Source organism: Streptomyces sp. NBC_00057 (genome assembly GCF_045041165.1).
Taxonomy (GTDB): Bacteria; Actinomycetota; Actinomycetes; order Streptomycetales; family Streptomycetaceae; genus Streptomyces.
Window position 1 is genome coordinate 4951562 of sequence record NZ_CP108256.1, and the last position, 24438, is coordinate 4975999.

At 69.9% G+C, this 24438-nt stretch carries 25 protein-coding genes; 16 read left to right on the top strand and 9 right to left on the bottom strand.

The annotated features are described in order from the left end of the window. Positions 1–35 precede the first annotated feature (35 nt). Both OG953_RS23370 and OG953_RS23375 read right to left on the bottom strand, forming a co-directional pair. Positions 36–272 carry a DUF397 domain-containing protein gene (locus tag OG953_RS23370; RefSeq protein WP_405686619.1) on the bottom strand — a complete coding sequence of 79 codons (237 nt, stop codon included), beginning with the start codon at positions 270–272 and terminating at the stop codon, positions 36–38. Next, on the bottom strand, positions 269–1105 hold the full coding sequence (locus tag OG953_RS23375; protein ID WP_405686620.1) for a Scr1 family TA system antitoxin-like transcriptional regulator: 837 nt from the start codon (positions 1103–1105) through the stop codon (positions 269–271). Before OG953_RS23375 ends, OG953_RS23370 begins: the two co-directional genes overlap by 4 nt. A gap of 175 nt (positions 1106–1280) precedes the next feature. On the opposite strand from OG953_RS23375, the gene OG953_RS23380 reads away from it, so the two are divergent. Further along, on the top strand, positions 1281–1667 hold the full coding sequence (locus OG953_RS23380) for a hypothetical protein (protein WP_405692006.1): 387 nt from the start codon (positions 1281–1283) through the stop codon (positions 1665–1667). Here OG953_RS23380 and OG953_RS23385 read toward each other — a convergent pair whose 3' ends face one another. Then, positions 1668–1949 carry a hypothetical protein gene (locus OG953_RS23385; protein ID WP_405686621.1) on the bottom strand — a complete coding sequence of 94 codons (282 nt, stop codon included), beginning with the start codon at positions 1947–1949 and terminating at the stop codon, positions 1668–1670. It abuts the gene before it with no gap. A 201-nt stretch (positions 1950–2150) separates the two neighbouring features. Between OG953_RS23385 and OG953_RS23390 the strand changes: the two genes are divergently transcribed. Beyond that, a complete protein-coding gene (locus OG953_RS23390) occupies positions 2151–3779 on the top strand; it encodes an IS200/IS605 family accessory protein TnpB-related protein (RefSeq protein ID WP_405686622.1) in 1629 nt (542 codons plus the stop codon). Here OG953_RS23390 and OG953_RS23395 read toward each other — a convergent pair. Beyond that, complete coding sequence (locus OG953_RS23395) at positions 3776–5356, bottom strand: serine/threonine-protein kinase (RefSeq protein WP_405686624.1); 1581 nt, start codon at positions 5354–5356, stop codon at positions 3776–3778. The genes OG953_RS23390 and OG953_RS23395 overlap by 4 nt on opposite strands. A 312-nt stretch (positions 5357–5668) precedes the next feature. On the opposite strand from OG953_RS23395, the gene OG953_RS23400 reads away from it, so the two are divergent. From OG953_RS23400 to OG953_RS23410, 3 genes are all read left to right on the top strand, one after another. After that, complete coding sequence (locus tag OG953_RS23400; RefSeq protein ID WP_405686625.1) at positions 5669–7042, top strand: aspartate aminotransferase family protein; 1374 nt, start codon at positions 5669–5671, stop codon at positions 7040–7042. A 106-nt stretch (positions 7043–7148) separates the two neighbouring features. Further along, positions 7149–7922: a GntR family transcriptional regulator gene (locus tag OG953_RS23405; RefSeq protein ID WP_405686626.1), complete on the top strand. Its 774-nt coding sequence runs from the start codon at positions 7149–7151 to the stop codon at positions 7920–7922. Positions 7923–8197: 275 nt separating this feature from the next. Further along, on the top strand, positions 8198–8848 hold the full coding sequence (locus OG953_RS23410; protein WP_405692008.1) for a hypothetical protein: 651 nt from the start codon (positions 8198–8200) through the stop codon (positions 8846–8848). A gap of 89 nt (positions 8849–8937) precedes the next feature. Here OG953_RS23410 and OG953_RS23415 read toward each other — a convergent pair whose 3' ends face one another. After that, entirely contained in the window at positions 8938–9714 is a 777-nt protein-coding gene (locus OG953_RS23415; protein WP_405686628.1) for an SLATT domain-containing protein, read from the bottom strand. A gap of 356 nt (positions 9715–10070) precedes the next feature. Between OG953_RS23415 and OG953_RS23420 the strand changes: the two genes are divergently transcribed. From OG953_RS23420 to OG953_RS23460, 9 genes are all read left to right on the top strand, one after another. Then, entirely contained in the window at positions 10071–10406 is a 336-nt protein-coding gene (locus OG953_RS23420; protein WP_405686629.1) for a YbaB/EbfC family nucleoid-associated protein, read from the top strand. Between the two features lie 83 nt (positions 10407–10489). Then, a complete protein-coding gene (gene recR / locus OG953_RS23425; RefSeq protein ID WP_093899342.1) occupies positions 10490–11089 on the top strand; it encodes a recombination mediator RecR in 600 nt (199 codons plus the stop codon). Between the two features lie 113 nt (positions 11090–11202). Beyond that, positions 11203–11862, top strand: a complete 660-nt coding sequence (locus OG953_RS23430; protein WP_093899341.1) for a DUF5063 domain-containing protein — start codon at positions 11203–11205, stop codon at positions 11860–11862. Positions 11863–12101: 239 nt separating this feature from the next. Then, on the top strand, positions 12102–12641 hold the full coding sequence (locus OG953_RS23435) for a LamG-like jellyroll fold domain-containing protein (RefSeq protein ID WP_405686631.1): 540 nt from the start codon (positions 12102–12104) through the stop codon (positions 12639–12641). Positions 12642–12858: 217 nt separating this feature from the next. Further along, a complete protein-coding gene (locus tag OG953_RS23440) occupies positions 12859–12996 on the top strand; it encodes a hypothetical protein (RefSeq protein WP_405692010.1) in 138 nt (45 codons plus the stop codon). A gap of 537 nt (positions 12997–13533) precedes the next feature. After that, complete coding sequence (locus OG953_RS23445) at positions 13534–14805, top strand: aspartate kinase (RefSeq protein ID WP_405686632.1); 1272 nt, start codon at positions 13534–13536, stop codon at positions 14803–14805. Further along, positions 14802–15866 (top strand): aspartate-semialdehyde dehydrogenase, encoded by a 1065-nt coding sequence (locus OG953_RS23450; protein ID WP_405686634.1) that lies wholly within the window; start codon positions 14802–14804, stop codon positions 15864–15866. The genes OG953_RS23445 and OG953_RS23450 overlap by 4 nt, the downstream gene beginning before the upstream one ends. A 360-nt stretch (positions 15867–16226) precedes the next feature. Beyond that, complete coding sequence (locus OG953_RS23455) at positions 16227–16802, top strand: SigE family RNA polymerase sigma factor (RefSeq protein ID WP_405686635.1); 576 nt, start codon at positions 16227–16229, stop codon at positions 16800–16802. Positions 16803–16873: 71 nt separating this feature from the next. After that, positions 16874–18169 (top strand): hypothetical protein, encoded by a 1296-nt coding sequence (locus OG953_RS23460; RefSeq protein ID WP_405686636.1) that lies wholly within the window; start codon positions 16874–16876, stop codon positions 18167–18169. A gap of 78 nt (positions 18170–18247) precedes the next feature. Here the strand turns inward: OG953_RS23460 and OG953_RS23465 are convergent, their stop codons facing one another. Together OG953_RS23465 and OG953_RS23470 are read right to left on the bottom strand one after the other, a co-directional pair. Further along, positions 18248–19108 carry an SURF1 family protein gene (locus OG953_RS23465; RefSeq protein ID WP_405686637.1) on the bottom strand — a complete coding sequence of 287 codons (861 nt, stop codon included), beginning with the start codon at positions 19106–19108 and terminating at the stop codon, positions 18248–18250. A 167-nt stretch (positions 19109–19275) separates the two neighbouring features. After that, positions 19276–21171 carry a S9 family peptidase gene (locus OG953_RS23470; protein ID WP_405686638.1) on the bottom strand — a complete coding sequence of 632 codons (1896 nt, stop codon included), beginning with the start codon at positions 21169–21171 and terminating at the stop codon, positions 19276–19278. Between the two features lie 71 nt (positions 21172–21242). Between OG953_RS23470 and OG953_RS23475 the strand changes: the two genes are divergently transcribed. Next, positions 21243–22079 carry a class I SAM-dependent methyltransferase gene (locus OG953_RS23475; RefSeq protein WP_405686639.1) on the top strand — a complete coding sequence of 279 codons (837 nt, stop codon included), beginning with the start codon at positions 21243–21245 and terminating at the stop codon, positions 22077–22079. 113 nt (positions 22080–22192) lie between these two features. Here the strand turns inward: OG953_RS23475 and OG953_RS23480 are convergent, their stop codons facing one another. After that, on the bottom strand, positions 22193–22462 hold the full coding sequence (locus tag OG953_RS23480; protein ID WP_405692012.1) for a hypothetical protein: 270 nt from the start codon (positions 22460–22462) through the stop codon (positions 22193–22195). Here OG953_RS23480 and OG953_RS23485 point away from each other — a divergent pair. Continuing rightward, positions 22364–23272 (top strand): MFS transporter, encoded by a 909-nt coding sequence (locus OG953_RS23485; protein ID WP_405686640.1) that lies wholly within the window; start codon positions 22364–22366, stop codon positions 23270–23272. The two genes, OG953_RS23480 and OG953_RS23485, sit on opposite strands and share 99 nt — an antisense overlap. Positions 23273–23409: 137 nt before the next feature. On the opposite strand, the gene OG953_RS23490 is transcribed toward OG953_RS23485, so the two are convergent. Further along, entirely contained in the window at positions 23410–24213 is an 804-nt protein-coding gene (locus OG953_RS23490; protein WP_405686642.1) for an SGNH/GDSL hydrolase family protein, read from the bottom strand. Positions 24214–24438 lie beyond the last annotated feature (225 nt).

Here is a 24438-nt window from a genome sequence, read left to right on the forward strand (position 1 = left end):
GCGCGGGGCCGGGGTGTGCCCGGCCCCGTGAACCGTCAGTTCGCCCAGGTGAGGAACGCCGACCAGGCGTCGGGAGCGACCGCGAAGGTGGGCCCTTCGGGCACCTTGGAGTCCCGGACGTGGACGGCGTGGGGGCAGGTGGCGACCTCGATGCATTCGCCGCCGCTGTCGCTGCTGTACGAGGACTTGCGCCAGTCGAAGGCCACTTCGATGCAGTTGCCGCCGCCGCTGTCGCTGTAGCTGGACTTGAACCACCGCAGGGTGTTGCTCATTCCTCGTCTCCTGCCAACCGCTCGATGAGGCCCAGCGATTTACGAGGATCCAGGGCCTGTGCTCGGATCTTCGCATATCGCTGGGCTCGTGTGCTCACCTCGGCAGGATCGCTGATCAGCAGGCTTTCATCCTGCACTTCCAGGAACAGGAGGCGGTCGTGGGCAGGCCTTTCCACCAGATTGATGTCTCCACGGTCACCCGCGTGCTCTCCGCCCAGACCGCAGTCCAGCGGGAGTACCTGAAGGGTGACGTTGCGCCGCCGCGCGCACTCCGCGAGGTACCGCATCTGGTCCCGCATGATCTCCTGGCTGCCGATTCCCCGGGTGAGTACGGACTCCTCCAGGACCAGCTCGATCAGCGCCACCAGCTCCCGGTCGAAGAGTGCCTTCCGCGCCATCCGCGCCTCGACCAGTTCCTCCACTCGCGCGTCGGACAGCGGTGGATATCCGCCTCCGATCAGCGCCCGCGCGTACGCCTCTGTCTGGAAGAGGCCATGGACGACGAACGTCGCGTACAACTGGAGCCCCACCGCGTCCTGCTCCAGCAGCGCGTAGTTCTTGAACTGTTCGGGGTACTTCTCCATCCGCGTGTATCGGCGTGCGCTCTCGAAGATCCCCATGCCGTCGCCGAGTACCCGTTCCAACGCCGCCAGCATGTCGTCGCTCGCGGGCTGCGCGCAGGTTTCCATCGCGCTCACCGCCGCCGCCGAGTAGCCGATTTCGTTGCCCAGGTGTTCCTGTGTCCACTTTCGCTTGATACGCATTGTGCGGGCCACCTCGGCCATCATCTGCGCCGTCGGACTCGCCATTTCCTTGTTTTCCGCTCGCGCCATTGCGATCCCTTTTCGACTCAACCGGTCTCAACCGGTCACTACCCGGCCCGACCGAACTCAACTGAGGGTCAGGGGAGTTCGCGCAGGTCAACGGGTTTGCGACGCCCCTCGTCAGTTAAGGGAAACGCTAGTCAACCGGGGGCAGACTGGTCCCGTGAATGCGCCGAAAAGTGAACTGAAATTTGAATGGATTCCGGCCTCCGGATTTCAACTCCGCAAGGCGGGCGTGCAATTCGACGCCGTACGTGTGGACGGCGACGAGGGGCGGCAGCTCGCTCTCCTGATGGAGGCGATCACCGGCGGCGAGCCGGGCCCCGTCGTCACCGAGGCGAACGGGCGGCGGGCGGTGTACTTCCTGGTCCCGGCCGGAAGCACCGTACGCAAGTCCTGGCCGACCGGGGCGACTCCGTTGAACGCGGCGGTGGGCCGGATCAGTTACGTGCCCATCCCCGCCCTGACCGGCCGTACCTGGCCGCTGGTGTGGCACTTCCCGCCGACCGCGCCGGACCGGTTCGTCCACACCCTGCTGCTGCTGAACGCGGCATCCGCTCTGCTGGGCTGATCAGTCGGCCTTGGTGTACGTGAGCTGCTCGCCGGTGTCCGTGTTCTCGCGGCGCAGGGAGCCGTCCAAGAGCAGGGTGAGCGTGGTGGGTTTGCCCGCGGTGCAGGACGACATGGGTTCGCCGACGACGACTGTGGAGGGGCCGGCCTCCACGGGGCCGTTCGGGGACGGCTCCGCGGTCAGGTCCGCCCGGAAGACGCAGTGGTAGGAGCCGCCGCTGTCGAGCGGGCCGTCCGCGGTGAGGGTGAGGACGGTCTGGCCGACCGTGCCCTGCTGGATCACGAGTTCCCGGGTGGAGTGGCCCGAGGGGTTGTGAGCTGCTGTCGGTTTGCTGTGTTGAAGTGCGTTGGAGTGAGCAGGAGTGAGTCCTGTCGGCGGGTTCACCGAGTGGGAACGGAAGTTCTGGGGTCGAATGGGTGACCTTGGCGTCTGCTGCTCGTTGGGCAGGTGGCAGGTTTCCAGTCTTGGGGAAGGGGTGTTGTGGTGGGTGGTGTGCGGGAGTTGGCGGCGCCCTTCGTGGTGCCCGGGCCGTGCGGGGTGGCGGCCCGGGACCGTCTGAAGCACCTCACGCCCCAGGACGAGATGGTCCTGCGTGCGGTCGGTGAGCATCAGGGTGCGCTGGCTTCGCGTGATCTCAGGGCCCGTTGTGCGGATGGTCTGGAGCACAGTGCGGACACGTGGGCGTCGCGCAAGCGGGACCTGACCGCGCTGTCGTCGTCGCGGATCGCGGGTGCGATCACGAAGGCCACGCACGATCAGTGGGCGCTGGCGCGCCGTTGTCAGGCGGCGCACATCCGGAATCTGGAAGCCGGGATCGGGACGCTGCGGCACCGCCTGTCCCTCCCCATCGGCGCGCCGGGAACGAAGCGGGCAGCCGGTGGCTACCGTTCCAAGGGTGAGTGGTTCCACAAGTCCCGCCGTCTCGTGGCGCTGGAAGCCCGGCATGATGCCGCGGTCCGTGACCGGCAGGCCGGACGCGTCCGGGTCGTGCGGGGCGGTAAACGCCTCCTCAACACCCGCCACCACCTCACCCGGGCCCGGCTGACCGAGGAGCGGTGGCGGGAGCGCTGGGAGGCGGAACGCTGGTTCATCGCCGCCGACGGCGAGTCCGGGAAACGGTTCGGGAACGAGACCATCCGCGTCACCCCGGACGGCGAAGTATCGATCAGACTGCCTGCTCCGCTCGCGCACCTGGCCAACGCCAAGCACGGCCGGTACACCCTCACCTCGACCGTGGCGTTCGCGCACCGGGGCGTGGAGTGGGCCGACCGCACCGAAGCGAACCGGGCCGTCGCCTACCGCATCCACCTTGACACCGACCGCAGCCGCTGGTACCTCACCGCCTTCTGGCAACGCCCCGCCGTCCAGACCATCCCGCTGGAGGCCGCCCGCGCCCGAGGCATGATCGGCGTCGACACCAACGCCGACCACTTCGCCGCCTACCACCTCGACCCGCACGGCAACCCGGTCGGTGACCCGCACCGCTTCCCCTACGACCTCTCCGGCACCACCGCTCACCGAGACGCACAGATCCGCCACGCACTGACCCGGCTGATCCACTGGGCCAAGCAGGCCGGTGTCGCCGCGATCGGCATCGAGGACCTCGACTTCACCGCCGAGAAGACCCGGGAGAAGCACGGCCGCAGGAAGCGGTTCCGGCAGCTGATCTCCGGTATTCCGACCGGCAGGCTCAAGGCCCGGCTGGTCTCCATGGCCGCCGAACAGGGCCTGAGCATTGTCGCGGTCGACCCCGCCTACACCTCGATGTGGGGTGCCCAGCACTGGCAGAAACCACTGGCCACCCCCAAGCGAAAGATGTCCCGTCATGATGCCGCTGGTATCGCGATCGGACGACGCGCCCTCGGGCACCCGGTCCGGCGTCGGACGGCACCGCCCCCACACGACCGGAGTGATCGTGCGGGGCATCGGACCGTCCAGGCCGGACCAGGTGACCGGGGGCGTGAGGGAACCCGCCCACCCGCAACGGATCACGCCCCCAGAGACGTGCCACCGAACGGGACGCGAAAGCGGCAACCCAGTGCATCCAACACCGTTCGGGATGCACCCAGTACACATCGGTGGGTCCAGGACTCACTCATGCACACTGGCTAGGAACGGTTGTCGATGGAGCCCGACCAGGTGCCCAGGTAGCCGGCGGGTATGGGGCCGTCGCTGTTCTTCTTTTCGTCGGAGGGGGAGGGGTCCGCCTCCGGGGACGACGGATCGTCGGTGACGGGGGAGTTCGAGGGGGAAGGGGACGGCGAGGCGGTGGGGGACGGGTTGTGCGTCGGCCCCTTTTCGTTCATGAGCGCGTAGACGGAGCCGCCCGCACCGATGGCGACAAGCACGGCGACCGCGACGAGGGCGATGGTCGAACCCCTTCCGCGGCGGGCGGGTTCGGGGCCGGGCTGCGGGACGGCGGGGTAGCCGGGGCCGTACGGGGGTGTGGCGCCGAAGACGGGTTGTTGCTGCTGCGGATATCCGTATCCGGCGTAGTTCTGCTGGGTGCCGAAGGCCTGGCCGGGGTGCGGCTGGGCGGGCAGCTGTGGATAGCCGTACGCGGGGGAGGACGGCCCGTGGGGCGGGGCGGGCGCGGGGGCGGGTGTCGTCGGGGTGCCGGCCATCGGGGAGAGCGTGTGCCCGGCGCCGGGCGTCTGCGGGGCGGGGCGGTCCGTGGGTGCTTCGGGCGCCTCGGGTGCTGGGGGCGCTGCGGGTATTGCCGGTGCCGCGCCCGCCGCCTCGGTGGCTTCCTCCGGGTCCTCGGAGTCCAGCAGTTCCACGGCGTGGCGGCCGAGTTGGGCGATGAGTGCGCCCGGGAGCCAGGGCTCCGTCGTGTCGCCGTCGGCCAGGCGTTCCAGGATCGCGTCCGTCGTCGGACGGGCGGCCGGGTCCTTGTGCAGGCAGTCCCTGACCAGTTCGACGAGGTCCACCGGGACACCGGTCAGGTCCGGGTCCTCCTGCGCGATCCGGAACATCTGCGCGTGCACGCCGCTGTCGGACGCCCCGAACGGAAGCCGGCCTGTCGACGCGTACGCCAGTACCGAGCCGAGACAGAACACGTCGCACGCCGGGGTCACCCGCTCGCCCCGCACCTGCTCGGGCGCCATGAAGCCGGGCGAACCGACCAGTGCCCCGGTGCGGGTGAGGCCGCCGCCTTCGGCGACGGTGTCGAGTGCCCGGGCTATACCGAAGTCGATGACGCGCGGTCCGTCGATCGTCAGCAGGATGTTGGAGGGCTTGAGGTCGCGATGGATGAGCCCGGCGGCGTGGATGGCCTGGAGGGCGTGGGTGAGACCGGCACCCAGGATGTGAACCGAACGCTCGGGCAGGGGGCCGTACGCGCCGGAAGCCGGTCCCACGGGGGTGCCCGCGCGGCCGGCGACGGTGGCCTGGAGGGAGGGCCCGGCGACGTATCCGGTCGCGACCCAGGGCACGGCGGCCTCGGTGTCGGCGTCCAGCACGGGGGCGGTCCAGGCGGAGCCGACCTGGCGGGCGGCGTGCACTTCCTGGCGGAAGCGGTCGTGGAATTCCTGCTGTTCGGCTAGCTCACCGCGTACCAGCTTGATCGCCACGGTGCGGCCGCGGTCGGAGCGGGCCAGATAGACCTGGCCCATGCCGCCTGCGCCGAGCCGGCCCAGCAGGCGGTAGGCGCCGATGCGTTGTGGGTCGGTGGGCCCGAGCTTTTCCATGGTGTGCGTCCTCCCCCGCGCGGCGATACGCCGGAACGCGTTGAGAATAGCGGCGCGTGGTGTGCCCCGGCGGGCGTGGTTTTCAGGCCCGTCCGTGGGGTGCCCCCGGTCCTGCCTCCTGCTCTGTCCTCAATCGCCGGACAAGCTTGATTCGGCGCCCGTCACAGAGACGGTCACCGGACGGCCCCCGGTTCCCGCTGCCCGCCCCGCCGCCACCCACCGCGCCCGACCCGACACCCTGCCCACCAAAGCGCCCCACGCCATACAAGGTGGCCATGTCGAGCCGCTCCCGGCGCGACCTACGCTCACCGCATGACCCCTCATGCCCCGCATGCCCCGCATGTCGACCCCGCTGCCGGTGCGGCCGTGAAGGCCGCCGACCGCGCGCACGTGTTCCACTCCTGGTCCGCCCAGGGCCTGATCGACCCGCTCGCCGTCGCCGGCGCCGAGGGGGCGTACTTCTGGGACTACGACGGCAACCGCTACCTGGACTTCACCAGCGGCCTCGTCTACACCAACATCGGCTACCAGCACCCCACCGTCGTCGCCGCGATCCAGGAGCAGGCGGGCAAGCTCGCCACCTTCGCCCCCGCGTTCGCGATCGAGGCGCGTTCCGAGGCCGCACGCCTCATCGCCGAGCGCACCCCCGGTGACCTGGACAAGATCTTCTTCACCAACGGCGGCGCGGAGGCCGTCGAGAACGCCGTCCGGATGGCCCGGCTGCACACCGGCCGTACGAAGGTGCTCTCCGCCTACCGCTCGTACCACGGTGCCACCTCCACCGCGATCAACCTGACCGGTGACCCGCGCCGCTGGCCGTCCGACAACGGCTCGGCGGGCGTCGTCCGCTTCTGGGCCCCGTTCCTCTACCGCTCGCCGTTCCACGCCGAGACCGAGGCCGAGGAGTGCGCCCGCGCGCTCCAACACCTGGAGGACACCCTCGCCTTCGAGGGCCCTGCCACCATCGCCGCGATCATTCTGGAGACGATCCCCGGCACGGCGGGCATCATGACGCCGCCGCCCGGCTATCTCGCGGGCGTACGCGAGATCTGCGACCGGTACGGAATCGTCTTCATCCTCGACGAGGTGATGGCCGGCTTCGGGCGCACCGGCAAGTGGTTCGCCGCCGACCACTTCGACGTGGTGCCGGACCTGATGACGTTCGCCAAGGGCGTCAACTCCGGTTACGTACCGCTCGGCGGTGTCGCCATCTCCGCCGAGATCGCCGCCACTTTCGAGACCCGCCCCTACCCGGGCGGACTGACCTACTCCGGTCACCCGCTGGCCTGCGCCGCCGCTGTTGCCACCATTCATGTGATGGAGGACGAGAAGGTCATCGAGAACGCCGCCCACATCGGCGAGACGGTCCTCGGCCCCGGCCTGCGCGAACTCGCCGAACGCCACCCGTCGGTCGGCGAGGTCCGCGGCCTCGGTGCCTTCTGGGCGCTGGACCTGGTCCGCAACAAGGAGACCCGCGAGCCGCTGGTCCCGTACAACGCTGCGGGCGAGGCCAACGCGGCCATGGCGGCCTTCGGCGCGGCGGCGAAGAAGAACGGCCTGTGGCCCTTCATCAACATGAACCGCACCCACGCCGTTCCGGCCTGCAACGTCACCGAGGCCGAGGCCAAGGAGGGCCTCGCCGCTCTCGACGTGGCGCTGTCGGTCGCGGACGAGTACACCGTGTAGCGCGGGCCCGCGCTACCCAGCAGTACGGCGCCCCTCCCCTGCCCGGATCCGGGCACGGCGACCCTGGCTTAAGGTGACCCAAGCCGAAAAATGGGGAAGGGGCGCCATGCGCGCGAGCGGAGCTGTAACCCGCAGTACGCTGCGGCAGCAGATCGCGGACGCGCTGCGTGACGAAGTGCTTGCCGGGCGTTTGCAACCGGGACGGGAGTTCACCGTCAAGCAGATCGCCGAGCAGTACGGTGTCTCGGCGACTCCGGTACGTGAGGCGCTCTTCGATCTCTCCGCGCAGGGCCTGCTCGAATCGGATCAGCACCGCGGTTTCCGGGTGCGTGAGTTCACCGTCGCCGGCTACCGGTCGATGGTCGAGGCCCGCACCCTGGTCATGGACGGAGTCATCCGCGGCATCTTCCACGGGTCCGCGCTGTCGTCCGCGCAGACGGCGACGTACCCGGACTGCCTGGTCTCCGTACGCCGCAGGGCCCAGGAGGCCGCACGGGCGGCGCAGGGCGGCGACCTCGACATCCTCATCGGCTACGACCTGCGTTTCTGGCGCGAGCTAGGCGCGCTCGTGGGCAACACGTACATCAACGATTTCCTGCACCGGCTGCGCGTCCAGGCCTGGGTGTTCGCGGTGCCGTACCTGCGCCATGACGCGGGCGCCCGGGACTGGCTCTGGCACGGCCATCCGGAACTGGTCGCGGCGATCACGCTCGGCAGCCACGACGCGGTGCGTGCGGTGATTGACGACTTCAACGCACACGCGCTGAGCTGGGCGGACCGGCTCGCGGCCGGAAACCCCACGCACCCGGGCCACGACCCGCAGCCGACCGGGCAGGCACCGCCCCCCGGGTCACCGGAGCCAGAGCCCCCGACGCGCTGACCGCACGTCAGAAGCCGTCGGCCCCGATACGCTGACCGCGCGTCAGGAGCCGCCGCCCCGATACGCTGACCGCACGTCAGGAGCCGATGCCCCCGATACGCTGACCGCACGTCAGGAGCCGCAGCCCCCACGCGCCGACCGCGTCGGCCGGGGCCACGGGCCACGACCGGCCCCTACCCGTGACCCTCGGCCACTGTGCGCGACGAGCCCACCGCATTACGCTGTCCCGACCGTTGTGAATATTCCGATGCGCACCTGTGGGAGAGCGAGACTTCGTGGCCTGTGACCTGTGGCTGGTCCCCCTCGTCGATGTGCTGTGCCACAGCCCCGACAACCCGTTCGCCGAAGAGATTGCCGTCTACGACAAGGCACTGGGCGAGGCCGGACTGCCGCCCGTCCCCGTGTACGCCTATATGCCGGGCCTGACCGGCGAAGTCGCCCCGGTTGCGGGCTTCGACTACGACGCACTGCACTTTCTGCGCCGCGCTCATCTGCTCCAGCTCAGCGGCCTCGCCGTCACGCCCGTCGACGAACTGGGCGGGGACTACGAGCAGTTGCTGGAGATGTTCGGGGCTACAGCCCAGCAATCCCACCTGGTCTGGCACTACGACCATGCGGGGGCGTACGTTCCGCTGGACTTTGCCTTCCCGCTCTCCAACGACGACCTGCTGGGGGGCGGCGGCCCGCTCGGCTCGGCGCACGGGCTGCTGCGGGAGCTGGCGTTCGTCGCCCCGTCCATCGGCATCGATCCGGCGAACCCGCCGGCCGCCCCGCTGCCGCCTGCCGCACCGACCTCCCTGGAGGAGCCGGCGGGCCCGATTCCGTACGACGGCAGTCCGTTCGCCCGTGAGCGGCACGTCTGGCTGGGCCTGCACGCGGCGGCCACCCGCAGCCTCGCCCAAGGCTCCATGATCATCTTCAGCTGAGCAGATACCGGTACAGGGTGCAGGTGCCGGTACAGGTACGAGTACCGGCATCAAGGCAGTCACGCGCCCCCGGTGTCACCGCGGTGGGATCACCGGGGGGACTCCGGGGGCCGCTGCCGCGGCATGTTCGGCCGGGCCATCGTCTGCATCGGGAACCGTCCCGGCGGCGCGCCCTGGTCCGTACGGCCGCCGCCCCCGCTGCCCGACGACAGCGCCTGCATGCCCATCGGTGCGGGCCCGGCCCGGAACTCCACCATCCAGTCCGCGGTCTCGGTCCGTACGAGTTCCGTGATGTCCTCCGAGAACCGCCGCAGCACCCCCAGACACCGCTCGGCGGCCTCGCTGGCCGTCCCCTCGGTCGGGCCGAGCACCTCCCGCACACACTCCGACGCCCAGTCGAACTGCAGCACCTGAAGGCGCCGCTGCACGGCCTGGGCGGTGGCGAGGTTTCTTATCCAGCCCGAGGTCAGGCCGAAGTACCGGTCGCACGCCATGCACGCGGCGCCCAGCAGCAGCGACAGATAGCCCCAGCCCGCCGCCCCGCCCAGCGCCCCGGTGAGATCGAGCAGCGGCAGCGCGGCGCCCGCCACCGCCCCGGCCGCCGTACCGATCCGCAGCGCCCTGGCCCCGCGCCGCTTCCACATCCGGTCGCGCAGATACCAGCGGGCGGTGTGCAGCGCATTGGCCTCGACCCAGCGGTACAGCTCGTCGAGGCGTTCGGCGGGTTCGCCCCAGTCGCCGAGCGGGAACGGCGTACCGGTCAGATCCCGGCCCCCCGCATCCCGGCCGCGTGCGCCGGAGCCCGAGCCGGCCGAGCCGGGCTCGTTGCGGGGCGGCCCTTCGGGCTGCATCTCCGGCTGACTCACCGGGGTACTCCTCTGCATTCTGCGTAGCGACGCCTGATGTGTGGCGGTGTGTTCGACGGTGGGCTGATCACTGCTCTCCGGCGTGGCCGACTGTCCCGCGTACGTAACCTTGCGTGACGAGCGGTGCACCTGTGTGTCCTGAGCGCATGCCCTTCCTACCGCCGAATGGTGGGCCGTGGGGTCGAAATCGCGGTATTCCCGGGTGTACAGGGTCTGTGATCAGGTATAGGAGTCTCGCCGACGCTGCCTGGAACTCACTCGAAAGAGTTGCTCGCCAGTGGGTGGGGCGCGCTGCACGGCGACCACGTAGGCTCGGCGTACCGAAACATTTTGTCGTCGAATTGCCAGGAGTGACCGTGATTCCCGGTGGTGGTCAGCCCAATATGCAGCAGTTGCTGCAGCAGGCCCAGAAGATGCAGCAGGATCTCGCCGCGGCCCAGGAGGAATTGGCCAGGACCGAGGTCGAGGGTCAGGCGGGTGGCGGTCTGGTGAAAGCGACCGTGACCGGCTCCGGCGAGCTCCGTGGTCTGGTGATCGACCCCAAGGCCGTCGACCCGGAGGACACCGAGACGCTCGCGGACCTCGTCGTCGCCGCAGTCCAGGCGGCGAACGAGAACGCGCAGCAGCTCCAGCAGCAGAAGCTGGGCCCGCTGGCCCAGGGTCTGGGCGGCATGCCCGGCCTCCCCTTCTGACGCTTCTGATCCTTCAGATCTCTTCTGACCTGCGATCCGAACTCGTAAGTTGTATTCATAGCTCGTTCCAGGAAGGCGTTCCGTTGTACGAAGGCGTGGTTCAGGACCTCATCGACGAGTTGGGCAGGCTGCCCGGCGTCGGTCCCAAGAGCGCGCAGCGGATCGCTTTCCACATCCTGCAGGCCGAGCCGACCGATGTGCGCCGCCTTGCCCATGCCCTCCTGGAGGTCAAGGACAAGGTCCGGTTCTGTTCGGTCTGCGGCAATGTCGCCCAGCAGGAACAGTGCAACATCTGCCGCGACGCGCGCCGCGACCAGACGGTCATCTGTGTGGTCGAGGAGCCGAAGGATGTCGTCGCGATCGAGCGGACCCGTGAGTTCCGGGGCCGGTACCACGTGCTCGGCGGCGCGATCAGCCCGATCGAGGGCGTCGGCCCCGACGATCTGCGCATCCGCGAACTGCTCGCCCGTCTTGCCGACGGCTCGATCACGGAGCTGATCCTGGCGACCGACCCCAACCTGGAGGGCGAGGCCACCGCGACGTACCTGGCGCGGATGGTCAAGCCGATGGGCCTGCGGGTCACCAGGCTGGCCAGCGGCCTGCCGGTGGGCGGCGACCTGGAGTACGCGGACGAGGTCACCCTGGGCCGCGCCTTCGAGGGGAGGCGCCTGCTCGATGTCTGATGCCTTCATGATGACGACGTCCGATGTTCTTGCATCGGCTCACGACGGCTTTACGTTCAGCGACGCTATGTTCTACTCACCGTTCGCGACCGTGCCCACGGGAGGTCCCCTCGATGTCTGACGCCACGCTGAACTCCGTCACGCAGGACCCGGACGACTTCGCCGTCCAGATCGCCGACCAGATCAAGACGTTCATCGTCGCGGTCACCGAGGTGTCCAAGGTCGAGGAGCCCGAGGAGGCCGTCCCCGTCCTGCTGCTCCAGATCTCTCAGCTGCTGCTTGCGGGCGGCAGGCTCGGTGCGTACGAGGACATCGTCCCCGACGAGCGCTACGAGCCGGATCTGGGCGCCGAGCCGGACGCCGACGGCCTGCGCGAGCGGTTCGCCGCCCTGCTGGAGCCGATCGACGTCTACTCCGAGGTCTTCGACCCGTACGAGCCCCGCAAGGCCCCGGTGCCGGCCCGTATCTCCGACGACCTGGCCGACCTGGTCACCGACCTGCGCCACGGTCTGGCCCACTACGAAGAGGACCGCACGACCGAGGCCCTGTGGTGGTGGCAGTTCTCCTACTTCTCCAACTGGGGCTCCACCGCATCCGCCACCCTGCGCGCCCTCCAGTCCCTCATCGCCCACATCCGCCTCAACCAGCCCCTCCAGGAGCTGGACGGCCTGGACACGGACTCGGAGACGGCCGACGACGAGCTGGCCGAGGAGGCGGGCCGGGTGATGGCTGAGGAGATCGCGGGACCGCTGGGGCTGCGACCGGTGCAGTAGCGCCCGGCGCCCACCTGCCCCTCGCGGCAACGTGACACTCGACGTCCGAGATCGCGGAGCTCGGCATCCGGAAGGCGCAACTGCTGGGCCACTGGGCGCTGGAGACCGCCCCGGAAGGTGTCAGCGCCGAGTCGAGCGGCGGGCAGCCGCTGACGCTCGGTCCGGGCGCGTCGATCCACCGGACCGACGACGCGTGCGACCCGGCGGCGGACCCGGAGTGCGTCCCACCTTCGGACCTGGTGCTCGACGGCGAGGGCCACCTGAACCTGGACGGCGTCTCGGGCTACGCGGCCACGGAGAAGCCGGTCGTCGACACCGGCGACAGCTTCAGCGTGAGCGCGAGGGTGCGGCTGGCCGACCAGGAGCCGGACCATCCGATGACGGCCCTCTCCCAGGGCGGCGTACACGGTGACGCCTTCAAGGTTCGCTATGCGCCCTCGACACACAGCTGGGAACTGGTGATGTCCCACGCGGACGAGCCGGGAGCTGCCGAGACGGTGGTCGCCCGGATCGAGTGGCCGGACGGCGGCCAGGGCACGGGGCACCTGATCGCTGTCGTCTACGACGATGCGACGGACCGGATCTCGCTCTTCGTGGACGGCTATGCCGGGACCGCGGGTATCGCCGAGTTCCATGACAGCTGGACGAGTGGCGGCGGCCTCCAGGTCGGCCGCGGACGTACGGCCGACGGGTGGGGCGAGTTCCTGCACGGGGCCGTCGACCAGGTCCGGGCCTTCTCCGGTGCGCTCAGCGAAAGGGAGGTCAGCATGCTGGGGTAGCGGGCGCAGCCGGGAGGCGAGTGAGGGGGTGGGTGTCACGTTGTGGGGCGATCGGGTGAGGGGCGCTGGTGCGCACAGCCAAGTCGCGCTGCTTCCAGGGCCTTCTGGAGCTGTTCCACATCCACATTCGGTGTCGTCGGCTCTTGGGGTGAGGGAGTCGACCGACTTCATCGAGCGGATGGTGGGCGAGCTATGAGCGGCGTTCTCGCTCGCGGACCTGCTGATCGCGTCGACCGCACAGCGGCACGGCGACACCGTCCTGTACTACGACGAGGACTACGACCGGATCGCCGAGATCACCGGGCATCCGAGCCGCTGGGTCGTCGAACCCGGAATGGCGGACCGGACCGAGTAGCCCGCCCTCACCTCCTCGCCCGCACCTCCCCGCCCTCACCCCTCGTCGCACCGCAGATCACCCGCCCGCATGAACCCCAGCTGCGCATCGTTGTCCGTGCGCGACACGCGCCACAGTTCGTCCGCGCCCTGGCAGGTGCCGTTCACCGGGGTGCCCGGGTCCAGGTAGCCGACGATGTCGGTCCGCGTGGGCGGGGGCGGCGGCCAGGGGGACGGCGGACAGGACCAGGAGTACGGGGAGCACGCGGAGCGGCTTACGCATGGCGGGGGCCTCCGAAGAGCGGACCGCGGGGTTCCGGTTCACGCTAGAGGTGGGTGGGCCATGAATCGTGGACTCGGCTCGCGGCGCGTGTGGGCCGGGCCACATACGGGAGTAAGGGCCCGATCGGCGGGCAGCAGCCCCGTACGAGCAGTTCGGGGCGACACACCGATGATCACGTGCTGAGCGGGACATCTCACCATGTGGTATCGGCGGGGCGTTTCCGGACTGCTCGTTAAACTGAGTCGACCGCAGTAATGGACTGAGCGAGGAGCGCACGTGGGCCTTGTCGTGCAGAAGTACGGAGGCTCCTCCGTAGCCGATGCCGAGGGCATCAAGCGCGTCGCCAAGCGAATCGTCGATGCCAAGAAGAACGGCAACCAGGTGGTTGTCGTGGTGTCGGCGATGGGCGACACGACGGACGAGTTGATCGATCTCGCCGAGCAGGTATCCCCGATACCTGCCGGGCGTGAGTTCGACATGCTGCTGACCGCCGGAGAGCGGATCTCCATGGCCCTGCTGGCGATGGCGATCAAAAACCTGGGCCACGAGGCCCAGTCGTTCACAGGTAGCCAGGCAGGCGTCATCACCGACTCGGTCCACAACAAAGCGCGCATCATCGATGTGACGCCGGGCCGTATCCGTACGGCGCTGGACGAGGGGAACATCGCGATCGTCGCGGGGTTCCAGGGCGTGTCCCAGGACAAGAAGGACATCACCACCCTCGGTCGCGGCGGGTCCGACACCACTGCGGTCGCGCTCGCGGCCGCGCTGGATGCCGAGGTCTGTGAGATCTACACCGATGTGGACGGTGTCTTCACCGCCGACCCGCGGGTCGTGAAGAAGGCCCGGAAGATCGACTGGATCTCCTTCGAGGACATGCTGGAGCTGGCCGCGTCCGGCTCCAAGGTGCTGCTGCACCGGTGCGTGGAGTACGCACGCCGCTACAACATCCCGATCCACGTCCGCTCGTCCTTCTCCGGACTGCGCGGAACCTGGGTCAGCAACGAGCCGCAAGGGGACCAGAAGGTGGAGCACGCGATCATCTCCGGAGTCGCCCATGACGTCTCCGAGGCCAAGATCACCGTCGTCGGCGTGCCCGACAAGCCGGGTGAGGCCGCCGCGATCTTCCGCACCATCGCGAACGCGGAAATCAATATCGACATGGTGGTGCAGAACGTCTCCGCCGCGTCGACCGGTCTGACCGACATCTCGTTCACGCTGCCGAAGTCCGAGGGCCGCAAGGCCATCGACGCCCTGGAGCGCAACCGCGGCACCATCGGCTTCGAGTCGCTGCGCTACGACGACCAGATCGCGAAGATCTCCCTGGTCGGCGCCGGTATGAAGACCAACCCGGGTGTTACGGCGGGCTTCTTCGAGGCGCTGTCGGACGCCGGTGTGAACATCGAGCTCATCTCGACATCCGAGATCCGCATCTCGGTGGTCACCCGCGCCGACGACGTCAACGAGGCCGTGCGTGCCGTGCACACCGCCTTCGGTCTCGACAGCGATTCCGACGAGGCCGTCGTCTACGGGGGCACCGGCCGATGACCGCCCGCCGTCCTTCGCTCGCGGTCGTCGGAGCGACCGGGGTGATCGGCGGCGTCATGCTCCAGATCCTTTCGCAGCACGCGGATGTCTGGGGCGAGGTGAAGCTGATCGCCTCGCCGCGTTCGGCCGGCCGCAAGCTGATCGTGCGCGGCGAGGAGAGCGAAGTCCTCGAACTCGCCGAGGAAGTCTTCGACGACGTCGACGTGGCGCTGTTCCTGGTGCCCGACGCCGTTTCCGCGCAGTGGGCGCCGATCGCTGCCGCCAAGGGCACGGTCGTCATCGACGACTCCGCCGCGTTCCGGCTGGACCCGGACGTTCCGCTGGTCGTGCCCGAGATCAATCCGCATGCCGCGCGGATCAGGCCGCGCGGCATCGTCGCGAGCCCGAACTGCACGACACTCTCGCTGATCGTCGCGGTCGGCGCGCTCCATGCCGAATACGGGGTACGGGAACTGGTCGTCTCGTCGTACCAGGCGGTGAGCGGGGCGGGCCGGGACGGTGTCGCGGCGCTGCGCGAACAGCTGTCGATGGTGGCCGGTACGGAACTGGGTACGAAGCCCGGGGACGTACGACGGGCCCTGGGAGACACGGAAGGCAGCCCCTTTGCCGCGCCGGTGGCCCTCAATGTGGTGCCCTGGGCCGGGACCGAGGCCGGGGACGGCTGGTCGTCGGAGGAGCTGGCGATCCGCGAGGAATGCCGCAAGGTCCTGGACCTGCCGAGCCTGCGGGTGGCGGCGACCTGTGTCTACGTACCCGTCATCGCGACGCACTCGATGTCCGTGCACGCACGGTTCGAGAACGAGATCGCGGTCGACCGGGCCCACGAGATCCTGGCGACGGCACCGGCCGTGGTGCTGTACGACAACCCGGCGGCGGGGGACTTCCCGACGCCCTCCGATGTCGTCGGCACCGATCCGACCTGGGTCGGACGGGTGCGCAGGTCTCTGGACGATCCCCGGAGCCTGGAACTGTTCGTCTGCGGCGACAATCTCCGCAAGGGAGCGGCGTTGAACGTGGCGCAGATCGCCGAATCGGTGGCTGCCGAATTTCCCCGGGTCTGATTCGAACCTGTTTTGCACTTTCTGTGAATCCCCTGTGAGCAAGTTGAAGGTCTGAACCTCTTGAGCTGGGGTGTCGGGTAACCGACGATGACCTTTCCGGCCTGGTGCAACCGTCGGCCGGAGAGTACGCGTCTTTGCGGTCACTTCTTGCGCGGCGGGGCGCACAGTCGGGGCATTTGGGGAAGAGCAGGTACGTATGAGGGCATGTCGCACTGCGACGAACGCGGTGCCGCGCGCGTACAACCCTGACGGGGGGAAGCGTGTCCAACTGGCGTGGCAGAGGTTCTCGATATCACAGTGGTGGGCCCCTTGCGCGGCGCTTCGGTGCGTCCGCTCAGACGGCCCCGCGCACCCGGCGGTATGCCGGTGATTGCGCCCATGCCCGCTGCACGTCCCGCACGGCTGCCGTCGCAGCGCGAGGGCGCTGAGGTGAGCGTGGCGGCCGGAACCACGGTCGACCATCTCACCGAGACCTATCGGGCCCACTACCGTTCGCTGCTGGGCCTCGCGGCTCTGCTCCTGGACGACACCGCTTCATGCGAGGACGTCGTGCAGGAGGCGTTCATCCGCGTGCACTCGGCGCGCAGCCGGGTACGGGACCCCGAGAAGACACTCGCGTATCTGCGTCAGACCGTCGTCAACCTGTCGCGCTCCGCGCTGCGCCGCCGCATCCTCGGGCTGAAGCTGCTCTCCAAACCCATGCCGGACATGGCGAGCGCGGAAGAGGGCGCGTACGACCAGCTGGAGCGGGACGCGCTGATCAAAGCGATGCGGGGGCTGCAACGGCGCCAGCGGGAGGTGCTGGTGCTGCGTTACTTCGCGGACATGACGGAGGCCCAGGTGGCCGAGACGCTGGGCATATCCCTGGGCTCGGTCAAGGCCTACGGCTCCCGTGGGATCGCGGCGCTGCGCGTCGTGATGGAGGCGCAGGGATGAGCCGGCACTACCGCAGGAACGAGAACAGCCACGAGCGTGAGCATTGGATTGACCGGACTGGAAACGGAACTGTGAACGACGGGCCGGAGAGCGCCTCGCATGTGAACCCGGACGTGAAGTCGGACGCGAACCCGGATACGGATACGGATACGGATCACGCGGATCGGGACCTCGCGGATCGGGATCTCGCGGATCGGGAACTCGCGTCCGTGGGAGGTGCGGGCGGCCCCTGTGAGGGCGACGCAGCCGCTGAGACGGCCGAGCTCGGGGGGCTGAGCAGCCTCTTCGGCGAGGGCCCGGGCGCGGGTTCCGGTTCGGGGGGCGGTGGCGGCCCGGACGTGGACGAGGTCGTGCTGCGCAGCATGCTGCGCGGGGCTGTCCAGCACATCGAACCCCGCGACGGCACCCTCGACCATCTGTACCGCGCGGTGCCCGCCCGGCGCGCCAGGCGGCGGCAGGCCGTCGTCGGTATGGCGGCAGCGGCGCTGCTCATCGGTACCGCGGTCCCCGCCTTTGTCCATGTCGCGAACTCCGACGGTTCGAGCACCGCCAACCCAGCGATAGCCGGACACGGCGAGCAGGCGCAGGGCGGCAGCGGCACCGACAACGGCTCGGGAACCGGCGGGAAGAACAGCGGCGGCAGCACCGACGGGCAGGGCGACGGCGGCCGGAACCAGCCGGAGAGCACGAGCAGCCCGTCCGACAGCCGTGGCCAGGGCGCCGACGGCAACCGGGTCGGCGGGGGCGCCGACCCGGCCAACTCCGCGGCGGCCTCCGTGCCGACCTGCGATCCGGGGCAGCTCGGTGTCGCCTCGGCCGAGACGGGCGCGGCGGGTGCAGACGGCACGGTGTACGGCACGTTCCGGATCGCCAATGTCTCCGGCACGGACTGTTCGGTGGCCGGCAGCGGCAGCGTGGGCTTCCAGGCGATGGGCGCGGCCGACCCGGCCCAGATCACGGTCGTCCAGCACACCGCGGGTGACGCGGCGGCCGGACTGCCCGACCCCTCGCAGGAGCAGGGGACGGTGCTGCTGAAACCATCCATGGCGTACGAGGTGAAGTTCGCCTGGGTGCCGAAGGACACATGTCCGATCTCCGGAGGTTCACCGAGCCCGACACCGACGGGCGGCACGGACGGCGTGGGCGGCGCGGGCGGCGCCGCTGCCGCCGGTACCGGTACGAGTACCACTGACGGGATTTCGGATACGGCTGCGCAGCTCGGCAGCGAGGACGGCGGCGGGGCGCCGGACGGCAGCGTCGCCGTGACGCACACGCCGGAGGCGGGGTCGCCGGTAGCGGAGACGAAGATCGCCAACGCCTGCGCGGGCACGATCTACCGGACCGGGGTGCTGGCCCCCGCGATGTGACGCAGGGGCGGCGGCGTACGACGCATACGTGAGGGGGCCCGCCGGTCGATTCGGCAGGCCCCCTCACATATGTCTGTCTCAGGCCGTGCCGGCGCTCACGTTGGAGTCGGCGGGATCGGTGGGGCCGGTGTTCGCGCCCGCATCCGCATCTGCATTCGTGTCCGCATTCGCATCCGTGCCGTCGACGAGGCCCAGCTTCAGGTCCCGCGCTGCTTCGGCCTCGCGGCGGACCAGCCGGAACCACATGAAGAGCACGAACCCGGCGAAGACGAACCACTCGCCGGTGTAGCCGAGGTTCTGGAAGGCCTTCAGATCGAGCCCGGTGCCCTGCGGTACGGCGGCCGGTACGGGACGCAGCGCGCCGCTGGAACCGGTGTCCTGGAGCGTCACCCACGCGTCGTAGACGTCGTACGGGACGAGGTTGACCAGGGACGCGGCGCTGATCATGCCGAGCTGACCGTCCGGGAGCCCACCCGCCGTGTCGACGCCCGCGGTGCCGGCGTTCTCGGACGCCTGGAGGTCGCCGGTCACCGTGACCTCGCCCGTCGGTGCGGCGGGCACGGCGGTGTGGCCGGGCTTGCCGGGCAGCCAGCCGCGTACCACCGGCAGGGCCTTGCCGCTGTCCGTGCGGAGCATGTTCAGGACATAGAAGCCGCTCTTGTCGTCCAACTCCCTGCCGGGTACCAGGAACTGGTCGGCGTACCGGCCGGTGGCGGTGGCGGGGCGGCCCGAGGTCACCGTGTCGACGGGCAGGAGGTCGTCGATCGGCTTGGCGGCCCTCGTGCCCGGGGCGGGCTGCTTCTCGGCGGCGGCGTGCGTCTGCACGCGATCCTCGAAGCGGCCGAGCTGCCAAGTGCCCATGAAGATGCAGAACGGGATGGCCAGCACGACGAAGAGGTTGATCCCCCACCATCGCGGGGTCAGCAGGAACCGGTACACCCCTCCACGGTACGGTCCCCGCTCCGGTCGCCCGGAGCGGGGTGCCGGGTGGGGCGCGCCCGCGGTGCCGACGGGGTCGGCGGTTCCGTCCTCGATCGCCGGAAAGGCTCACGACAGCCGGTGGCGGTGGTTTCGCGCGGGATTCGTGCAGGAGGGGGCAGACGCTCCTATTCGCCGGACAGGCTCGAAGAGGCGGGGGCGCTACCCGTGGCCAGGTGGCGCTGGGCGAAGTCGAGTTCCAGCCGGAACTGTTTGATCCGCTCCTCCACGACGAGCGAACCGTGTCCCGCGTCGTACCGGTAGACCTCGTGCACCGCGTCACGGCCCTTCAGCCGGTCCACGTAATTCTCGACCTGGCGGATCGGGCAGCGCGGGTCGTTGACGCCCGCCGAGATGTAGACCGGCGCCCGTACGGCGTCGACGTACGTCAGCGGGGACGAGGCCTCGAAGCGCTCGGGAACCTCCTCCGGCGTGCCGCCCAGCAGTGTGCGGTCCATCGCCTTCAGGTCCTCCATCTCGTCGTGATACGCCGTGACGTAGTCGGCGACCGGGACCGCCGCCAGGCCCAGGGCCCAGTCGTCCGGCTGCGTACCGAGGCCGAGCAGGGTCAGATAGCCGCCCCAGGAGCCACCCGCCAGGACCAGCTTCGCCGGGTCCGCGAGCCCGGACTTCACCGCCCACTCCCGTACCGCGGCGATGTCCTCCAGCTCGATCAGACCGACCCGGTGCTTGAGCGCGTCCGTCCAGGCGCGGCCGTATCCGGTGGAGCCGCGGTAGTTGACCCGGACGACCGCGTAGCCGTGGTCCACCCAGGCGGCGGGGCCGGAGGCGAAGGCGTCGCTGTCGTGCCAGGTCGGGCCGCCGTGGATCTCGAAGACGGTGGGAAACGGGCCCTTTGCCGGGGCGGCGGGCCGCTGCACGAGAGCGTGGACGCGGCCCCCGGGCCCGTCCACCCACACGTCCTCCACCGGCACGGACGCCGGAGCCTCCAAGCCGGGCGGATCGAGCACCACCGCACCCGAGGTGGACCGGATGACGGGCGGCTGCGCGGCCGACGACCACTGGTACTCCACCGTGCCGTCGGGCCGGGCCGTCGCTCCCGACACCGAACCCGCGGGGGTGTCCACCCGGACGGGAGCGCCGCCCGCCCCCGGCTCGTACCGCCACAGGTCGCTGCGGGCCTCGAAGCCGTGCACGATCAGCAGCGCGGAGGCGTCCGGATACCACTCGGCGCCCACATCACCGGGCAGGTCGATCGCGAGGTCCGTCTCCGTGCCCGTCATCGGATCCCAGATCATCGGCTCCCAGTGGCCCCGCCGCTGATGCCCGACCAGCAGCCTCGTGTCCCCGGCGACGGGGGCGAAGCCCAGCACGGACAGGCCCAGCTCCTTCGTACCGCCCTCGGTGTCGTCCAGCTCGGCGACCGTCGACCCGTCGGGCCGCACCACGCGCAGCGCGGAGTGCATCGCATCGCCGTGCTCGGTGTGCTCCAGGGCGATCAGCGTCCCGTCGTACGACAGGTCACCGACGCCCGCCGACTCGCGGTGGCGGTAGATCTCGACGGGCGCGGCCCCGGGCCGTACGACATGGATCGTCGTCCCGTCCTCGTCGGTCGAACGGCCGACCACCGCCGTACCGTCACGCCCGATCGCGAGCCCGGCCGGGTACGAGGCACCGAGACCGGGTGCCGCCGGCTCGTCCACCGCCTCCTCGCCCTCGCCGCCGTGGAACGGCTGGCGCATCCACACCCCGAACTCGTCCCCGTCGGTGTCGCTGAACCACCAGATCGACTCGCCGTCCGGTGTCACCACGCCGTCAGTCGTCCCGTTCGGCCGGTCGGTCACCTGACGCTGCTTGCCGGTCGCGCGGTCCCATGCATACAGCTCGTACGTCCCCGTGGCATTGGAGACGAACAGCGCGCGGTCCGGCGCATCTTCCGCCCAGTCGGGCAACGACACCCGAGGCGCCCGGAAACGCTGCTCCCACTCCGGGACGGAAGCGGTCGCCGGAGCGGAACCGGTCGCCAATGCGGTGGGGGCCGTCGAGCCAGTGATCTCAGTCATGTCCCCCATTCTGCGCCGGAACGCCAACAATTCGTTCGCGTCGCCCGCAGCCTGTGGATAACCTCCCGGGCATGAATGCACCGAGCCCTGCCGACTGGCGCGAGGCCAACCGCGCGCACTGGGACGAGCGGGTCCCCATCCACGCCGGGAGCGACTTCTACGACCTGGATTCCTTCCGCGCCGGCAAGGACGCCCTGCGCGACTTCGAACTCGCCGAGGTCGGGGACGTCACGGGCAAGTCGCTGCTGCATCTGCAGTGCCACATCGGGGTCGACACCCTCTCCTGGGCCCGGCACGGCGCCGCACACGTCGTCGGTCTGGACTTCTCCGAACCGGCCGTGGAGACCGCGCGCGGGCTGGCCCGCGAGCTGGGGTTCACCCAGGACCGGGCAGCGTTCGTCGCCGCCGATGTCCATGACGCCGCGCAGGCCGTCCCGGACTCGTCGTACGACATCGTCTACACCGGCGTCGGCGCGCTGAACTGGCTGCCCGACACCCGGCGCTGGGCCGAGACCGCCGCATCGCTCGTGGCGCCCGGCGGCTTCCTCTACCTCGCGGAGTTCCATCCGCTCACGGACTGCCTCGACGACTCGACCGGCGCGAAGGTCGTCCACGACTACTTCAGCCGGGACGCATGGGTGGACGAGACGCCGGGCACTTACGCGGACTTCGACGCACCGACCGTCCACAACCGCAGCGTCGAATGGCAGCACCCGATCGGCGACGTGGTGTCGGCGCTGGCCGCCGCCGGGCTGCGGATCGAGTTCCTGCACGAGCACGACGTCTCGCTCTTCGCCCGCTTCTCGGCGCTGGAGCGGCACGGCGACGGCTTCTACCGCTTCCCCGCCGAGCGTCCGCGCATCCCGCTGATGTACTCGGTCAAGGCGTCGCGCCCGGCCGGCTCCTGACCGAAGGCCGTGGCGGCGGTGGGCGTCAGCCGGGCCGCGGGTGCTCCGGTCGCCCTCTCGCCTCTGCCTTCTTCCTTGCCCTTGCCTGACCCCTGCTTTCGACTCCCTCGCCCTCAATTGCCGGACGGGCTTGATTCCTTGTGCCCCGCGCAGTCCCGCCCCGGGGCGCGGACATCGACCGTCAGCGTGTTCATCACGACCTCTTCGCCGCACGTGCGGCAGATCCACGCCGCATCGAGATCGTGCGCGTGCGAGTCCTCGCGACCGGCCTCCGCCGCCGGTTCATGGATCATGACCACCGGCTGCTCCTCCAGCACCCACCGGTCGCCCCAGTCCAGCAGGGCCCGGATCACCGGCGCGAGATCACGACCGGACTCGGTCAGGTGGTACTCGTAGCGCGGCGGCCGTTCGTTGTAGGGCCGCCGCTCGACCACCCCGGCGCACCGGCGCTCGCCCTGGTCAAGACCGATGCCTGGGGCTGGAGTTCGCCGGGTGTCCTCGGCCCTCTGGTCGCGACTGCCGTCCTCGCCGCGGGCTTCTGGCTGCGCTCCGCCCGGCACCCGGCCCCGGTCGTCGAACTGCCGATGCTGCGTACCCGGGCCTTCGCGGCGGCCACTCTCGCAGCTCTGCTCTTCACCGTCGCGTTCGCGGCGATGCTGCTGACGTCGGTGCTCCGGTGCCAGCAGGTGTGGGGATACTCGGCGATCCGTACCGGACTCGCCATCGCCCCGGGGCCGTTGGTCGTACCCGCGCTCGCCGTTCTCTCGGGTCCGGTCGTCAGGCGCGTCGGAGCGGGCCGCACCGCCGCACTCGGCTGCCTGCTGTTCGCTGTCGGGCTGGCCTGGTGGGCCGTCGCACTCGATACGGCTCCGCACTACGCGAGCGGTTTCCTCCCCGGCATGGTGATCACCGGCATCGGCGTCGGCTTCGCCCTCCCCACCTTGGTGGGCGCGGCCGCTGCGGCTCTCCCGCCCACTCGTTCCGCCACCGGATCAGCGGTCGCCACAATGGCCTGCCAGACGGGTTCGGTGCTGGGTGTCGCCCTGATGGTCACGCTGCTCGGCGCCCCTGACGGACCGGCCGAGGCGCTCGACGCATTCCGGCACGGCTGGTGGGCGGCCGCAGCCACCGCCGTAGTCGCCGCTGCGACCGCCCTCGCCCTGCATCGGCGGGACGCCGCTGCCCGCGCCTGAAGCGAGACGCCCGCGCGTGAAGCAACGTCGCCTGCGTCTGAGGCAATATGCCCGTGCCTGAACGCAACAGAAGCGCGGTGGGTGGCCGGAACACCCCCGGCGGCCCGCCGCGCTTCTGTACCTCCGTCGTCCGCGTCCTACGCGGCCGAGCGGAAGGCCGGAAGATAGCCGCCCGACTGCCCGGCGGCCTTGGGGTGGTACGAGTTGTAGACGGGGAGCGTCACACTGTTGAGCCATGCGGCACCGGAGCACAGCTCATGCCCCGTGAACTCGTCCACCACGCTGGAGAACGTGAACCCGGCGTCGGCCGCCTGATTGGCGATGACACCGTTCAGGACGTCGGACGCGTTGTTGATGGCCGCCCGCTCCTTCTCCGAGAGCCCGGCGACACAGCTGCCGCTCAGCTGGTAGAAGCGCGGGTATCCCAGCACCACGACATGTGCCTGCGGGGCCCGTGACCGGATGGAGCCGTAGAGCGAACTCAGGCCGGACGGAAGTGAGTTCTGCATCTGTGAAACGGCCGAGCTCACGCTGCTCAGGCAGGTGGCCTCGCCGGACAGCACGCAGTCCTGCATGACATCGGCGAAGCCGACGTCGTTGCCGCCGGCCGTGACGCTGACCAGGCCGGTGGACGAGCTCAGTGCGCCCAGCTGGCCGCCGGCCACCGAACTCGTCGTGGCGCCCGAACAGGCGACGAAGGCGAAAGAGGAAGGTGAGTTCGCAGCTGCCCAGAGGTAGGGGTAGGCGTTGGTGCTGCGGCGGCAGTCGCCGCTGTCGGAGAGATAGCTCCCCGCGCCGACGCCGGACGAGTACGAGTCGCCGAGCGCGACGTACCCGCCGGCGGCGGCCGAGGATGCCGAGGCCGGCTGGGCGACGCCCAGAGCGGCCACGGCGGCGAGGACCAGAGTGGATGCGGACGCCCAGAATCTCCGTACTGACATGGCTGTCAGCCCTCCGAAGTGTGGGGGGTGGGTGGGGGGTGTTGGAGCGCCACGTTTCTAGCAGCTGTTGGTACTCGCCGGTAATAGCTGGGTGAGAACTGGTCTGATATGCCCGAATGATCGTTCGGCCGCGATAGCTCCGCGCGTAGATAAACCTCTCGGGATACCTGAATCTCCTTGTGGGGCCTGCGTGTTCGGGCGGCGGCGAGGTCCTGCGCTACGGCC

What these genes read in the sequence shown, in the direction of transcription:
- OG953_RS23370 (WP_405686619.1), bottom strand. Translation starts at nt 272, where the DNA reads ATGAGCAACACCCTGCGGTGGTTCAAGTCCAGCTACAGCGACAGCGGC.
- OG953_RS23375 (WP_405686620.1), bottom strand. Translation starts at nt 1,105, where the DNA reads ATGGCGCGAGCGGAAAACAAGGAAATGGCGAGTCCGACGGCGCAGATG.
- OG953_RS23395 (WP_405686624.1), bottom strand. Translation starts at nt 5,356, where the DNA reads ATGGAAAAGCTCGGGCCCACCGACCCACAACGCATCGGCGCCTACCGC.
- OG953_RS23400 (WP_405686625.1), top strand. Translation starts at nt 5,669, where the DNA reads ATGACCCCTCATGCCCCGCATGCCCCGCATGTCGACCCCGCTGCCGGT.
- OG953_RS23405 (WP_405686626.1), top strand. Translation starts at nt 7,149, where the DNA reads ATGCGCGCGAGCGGAGCTGTAACCCGCAGTACGCTGCGGCAGCAGATC.
- OG953_RS23430 (WP_093899341.1), top strand. Translation starts at nt 11,203, where the DNA reads ATGTCTGACGCCACGCTGAACTCCGTCACGCAGGACCCGGACGACTTC.
- OG953_RS23450 (WP_405686634.1), top strand. Translation starts at nt 14,802, where the DNA reads ATGACCGCCCGCCGTCCTTCGCTCGCGGTCGTCGGAGCGACCGGGGTG.
- OG953_RS23455 (WP_405686635.1), top strand. Translation starts at nt 16,227, where the DNA reads ATGCCGGTGATTGCGCCCATGCCCGCTGCACGTCCCGCACGGCTGCCG.
- OG953_RS23470 (WP_405686638.1), bottom strand. Translation starts at nt 21,171, where the DNA reads ATGACTGAGATCACTGGCTCGACGGCCCCCACCGCATTGGCGACCGGT.
- OG953_RS23475 (WP_405686639.1), top strand. Translation starts at nt 21,243, where the DNA reads ATGAATGCACCGAGCCCTGCCGACTGGCGCGAGGCCAACCGCGCGCAC.
- OG953_RS23485 (WP_405686640.1), top strand. Translation starts at nt 22,364, where the DNA reads ATGGATCATGACCACCGGCTGCTCCTCCAGCACCCACCGGTCGCCCCA.
- OG953_RS23490 (WP_405686642.1), bottom strand. Translation starts at nt 24,213, where the DNA reads ATGTCAGTACGGAGATTCTGGGCGTCCGCATCCACTCTGGTCCTCGCC.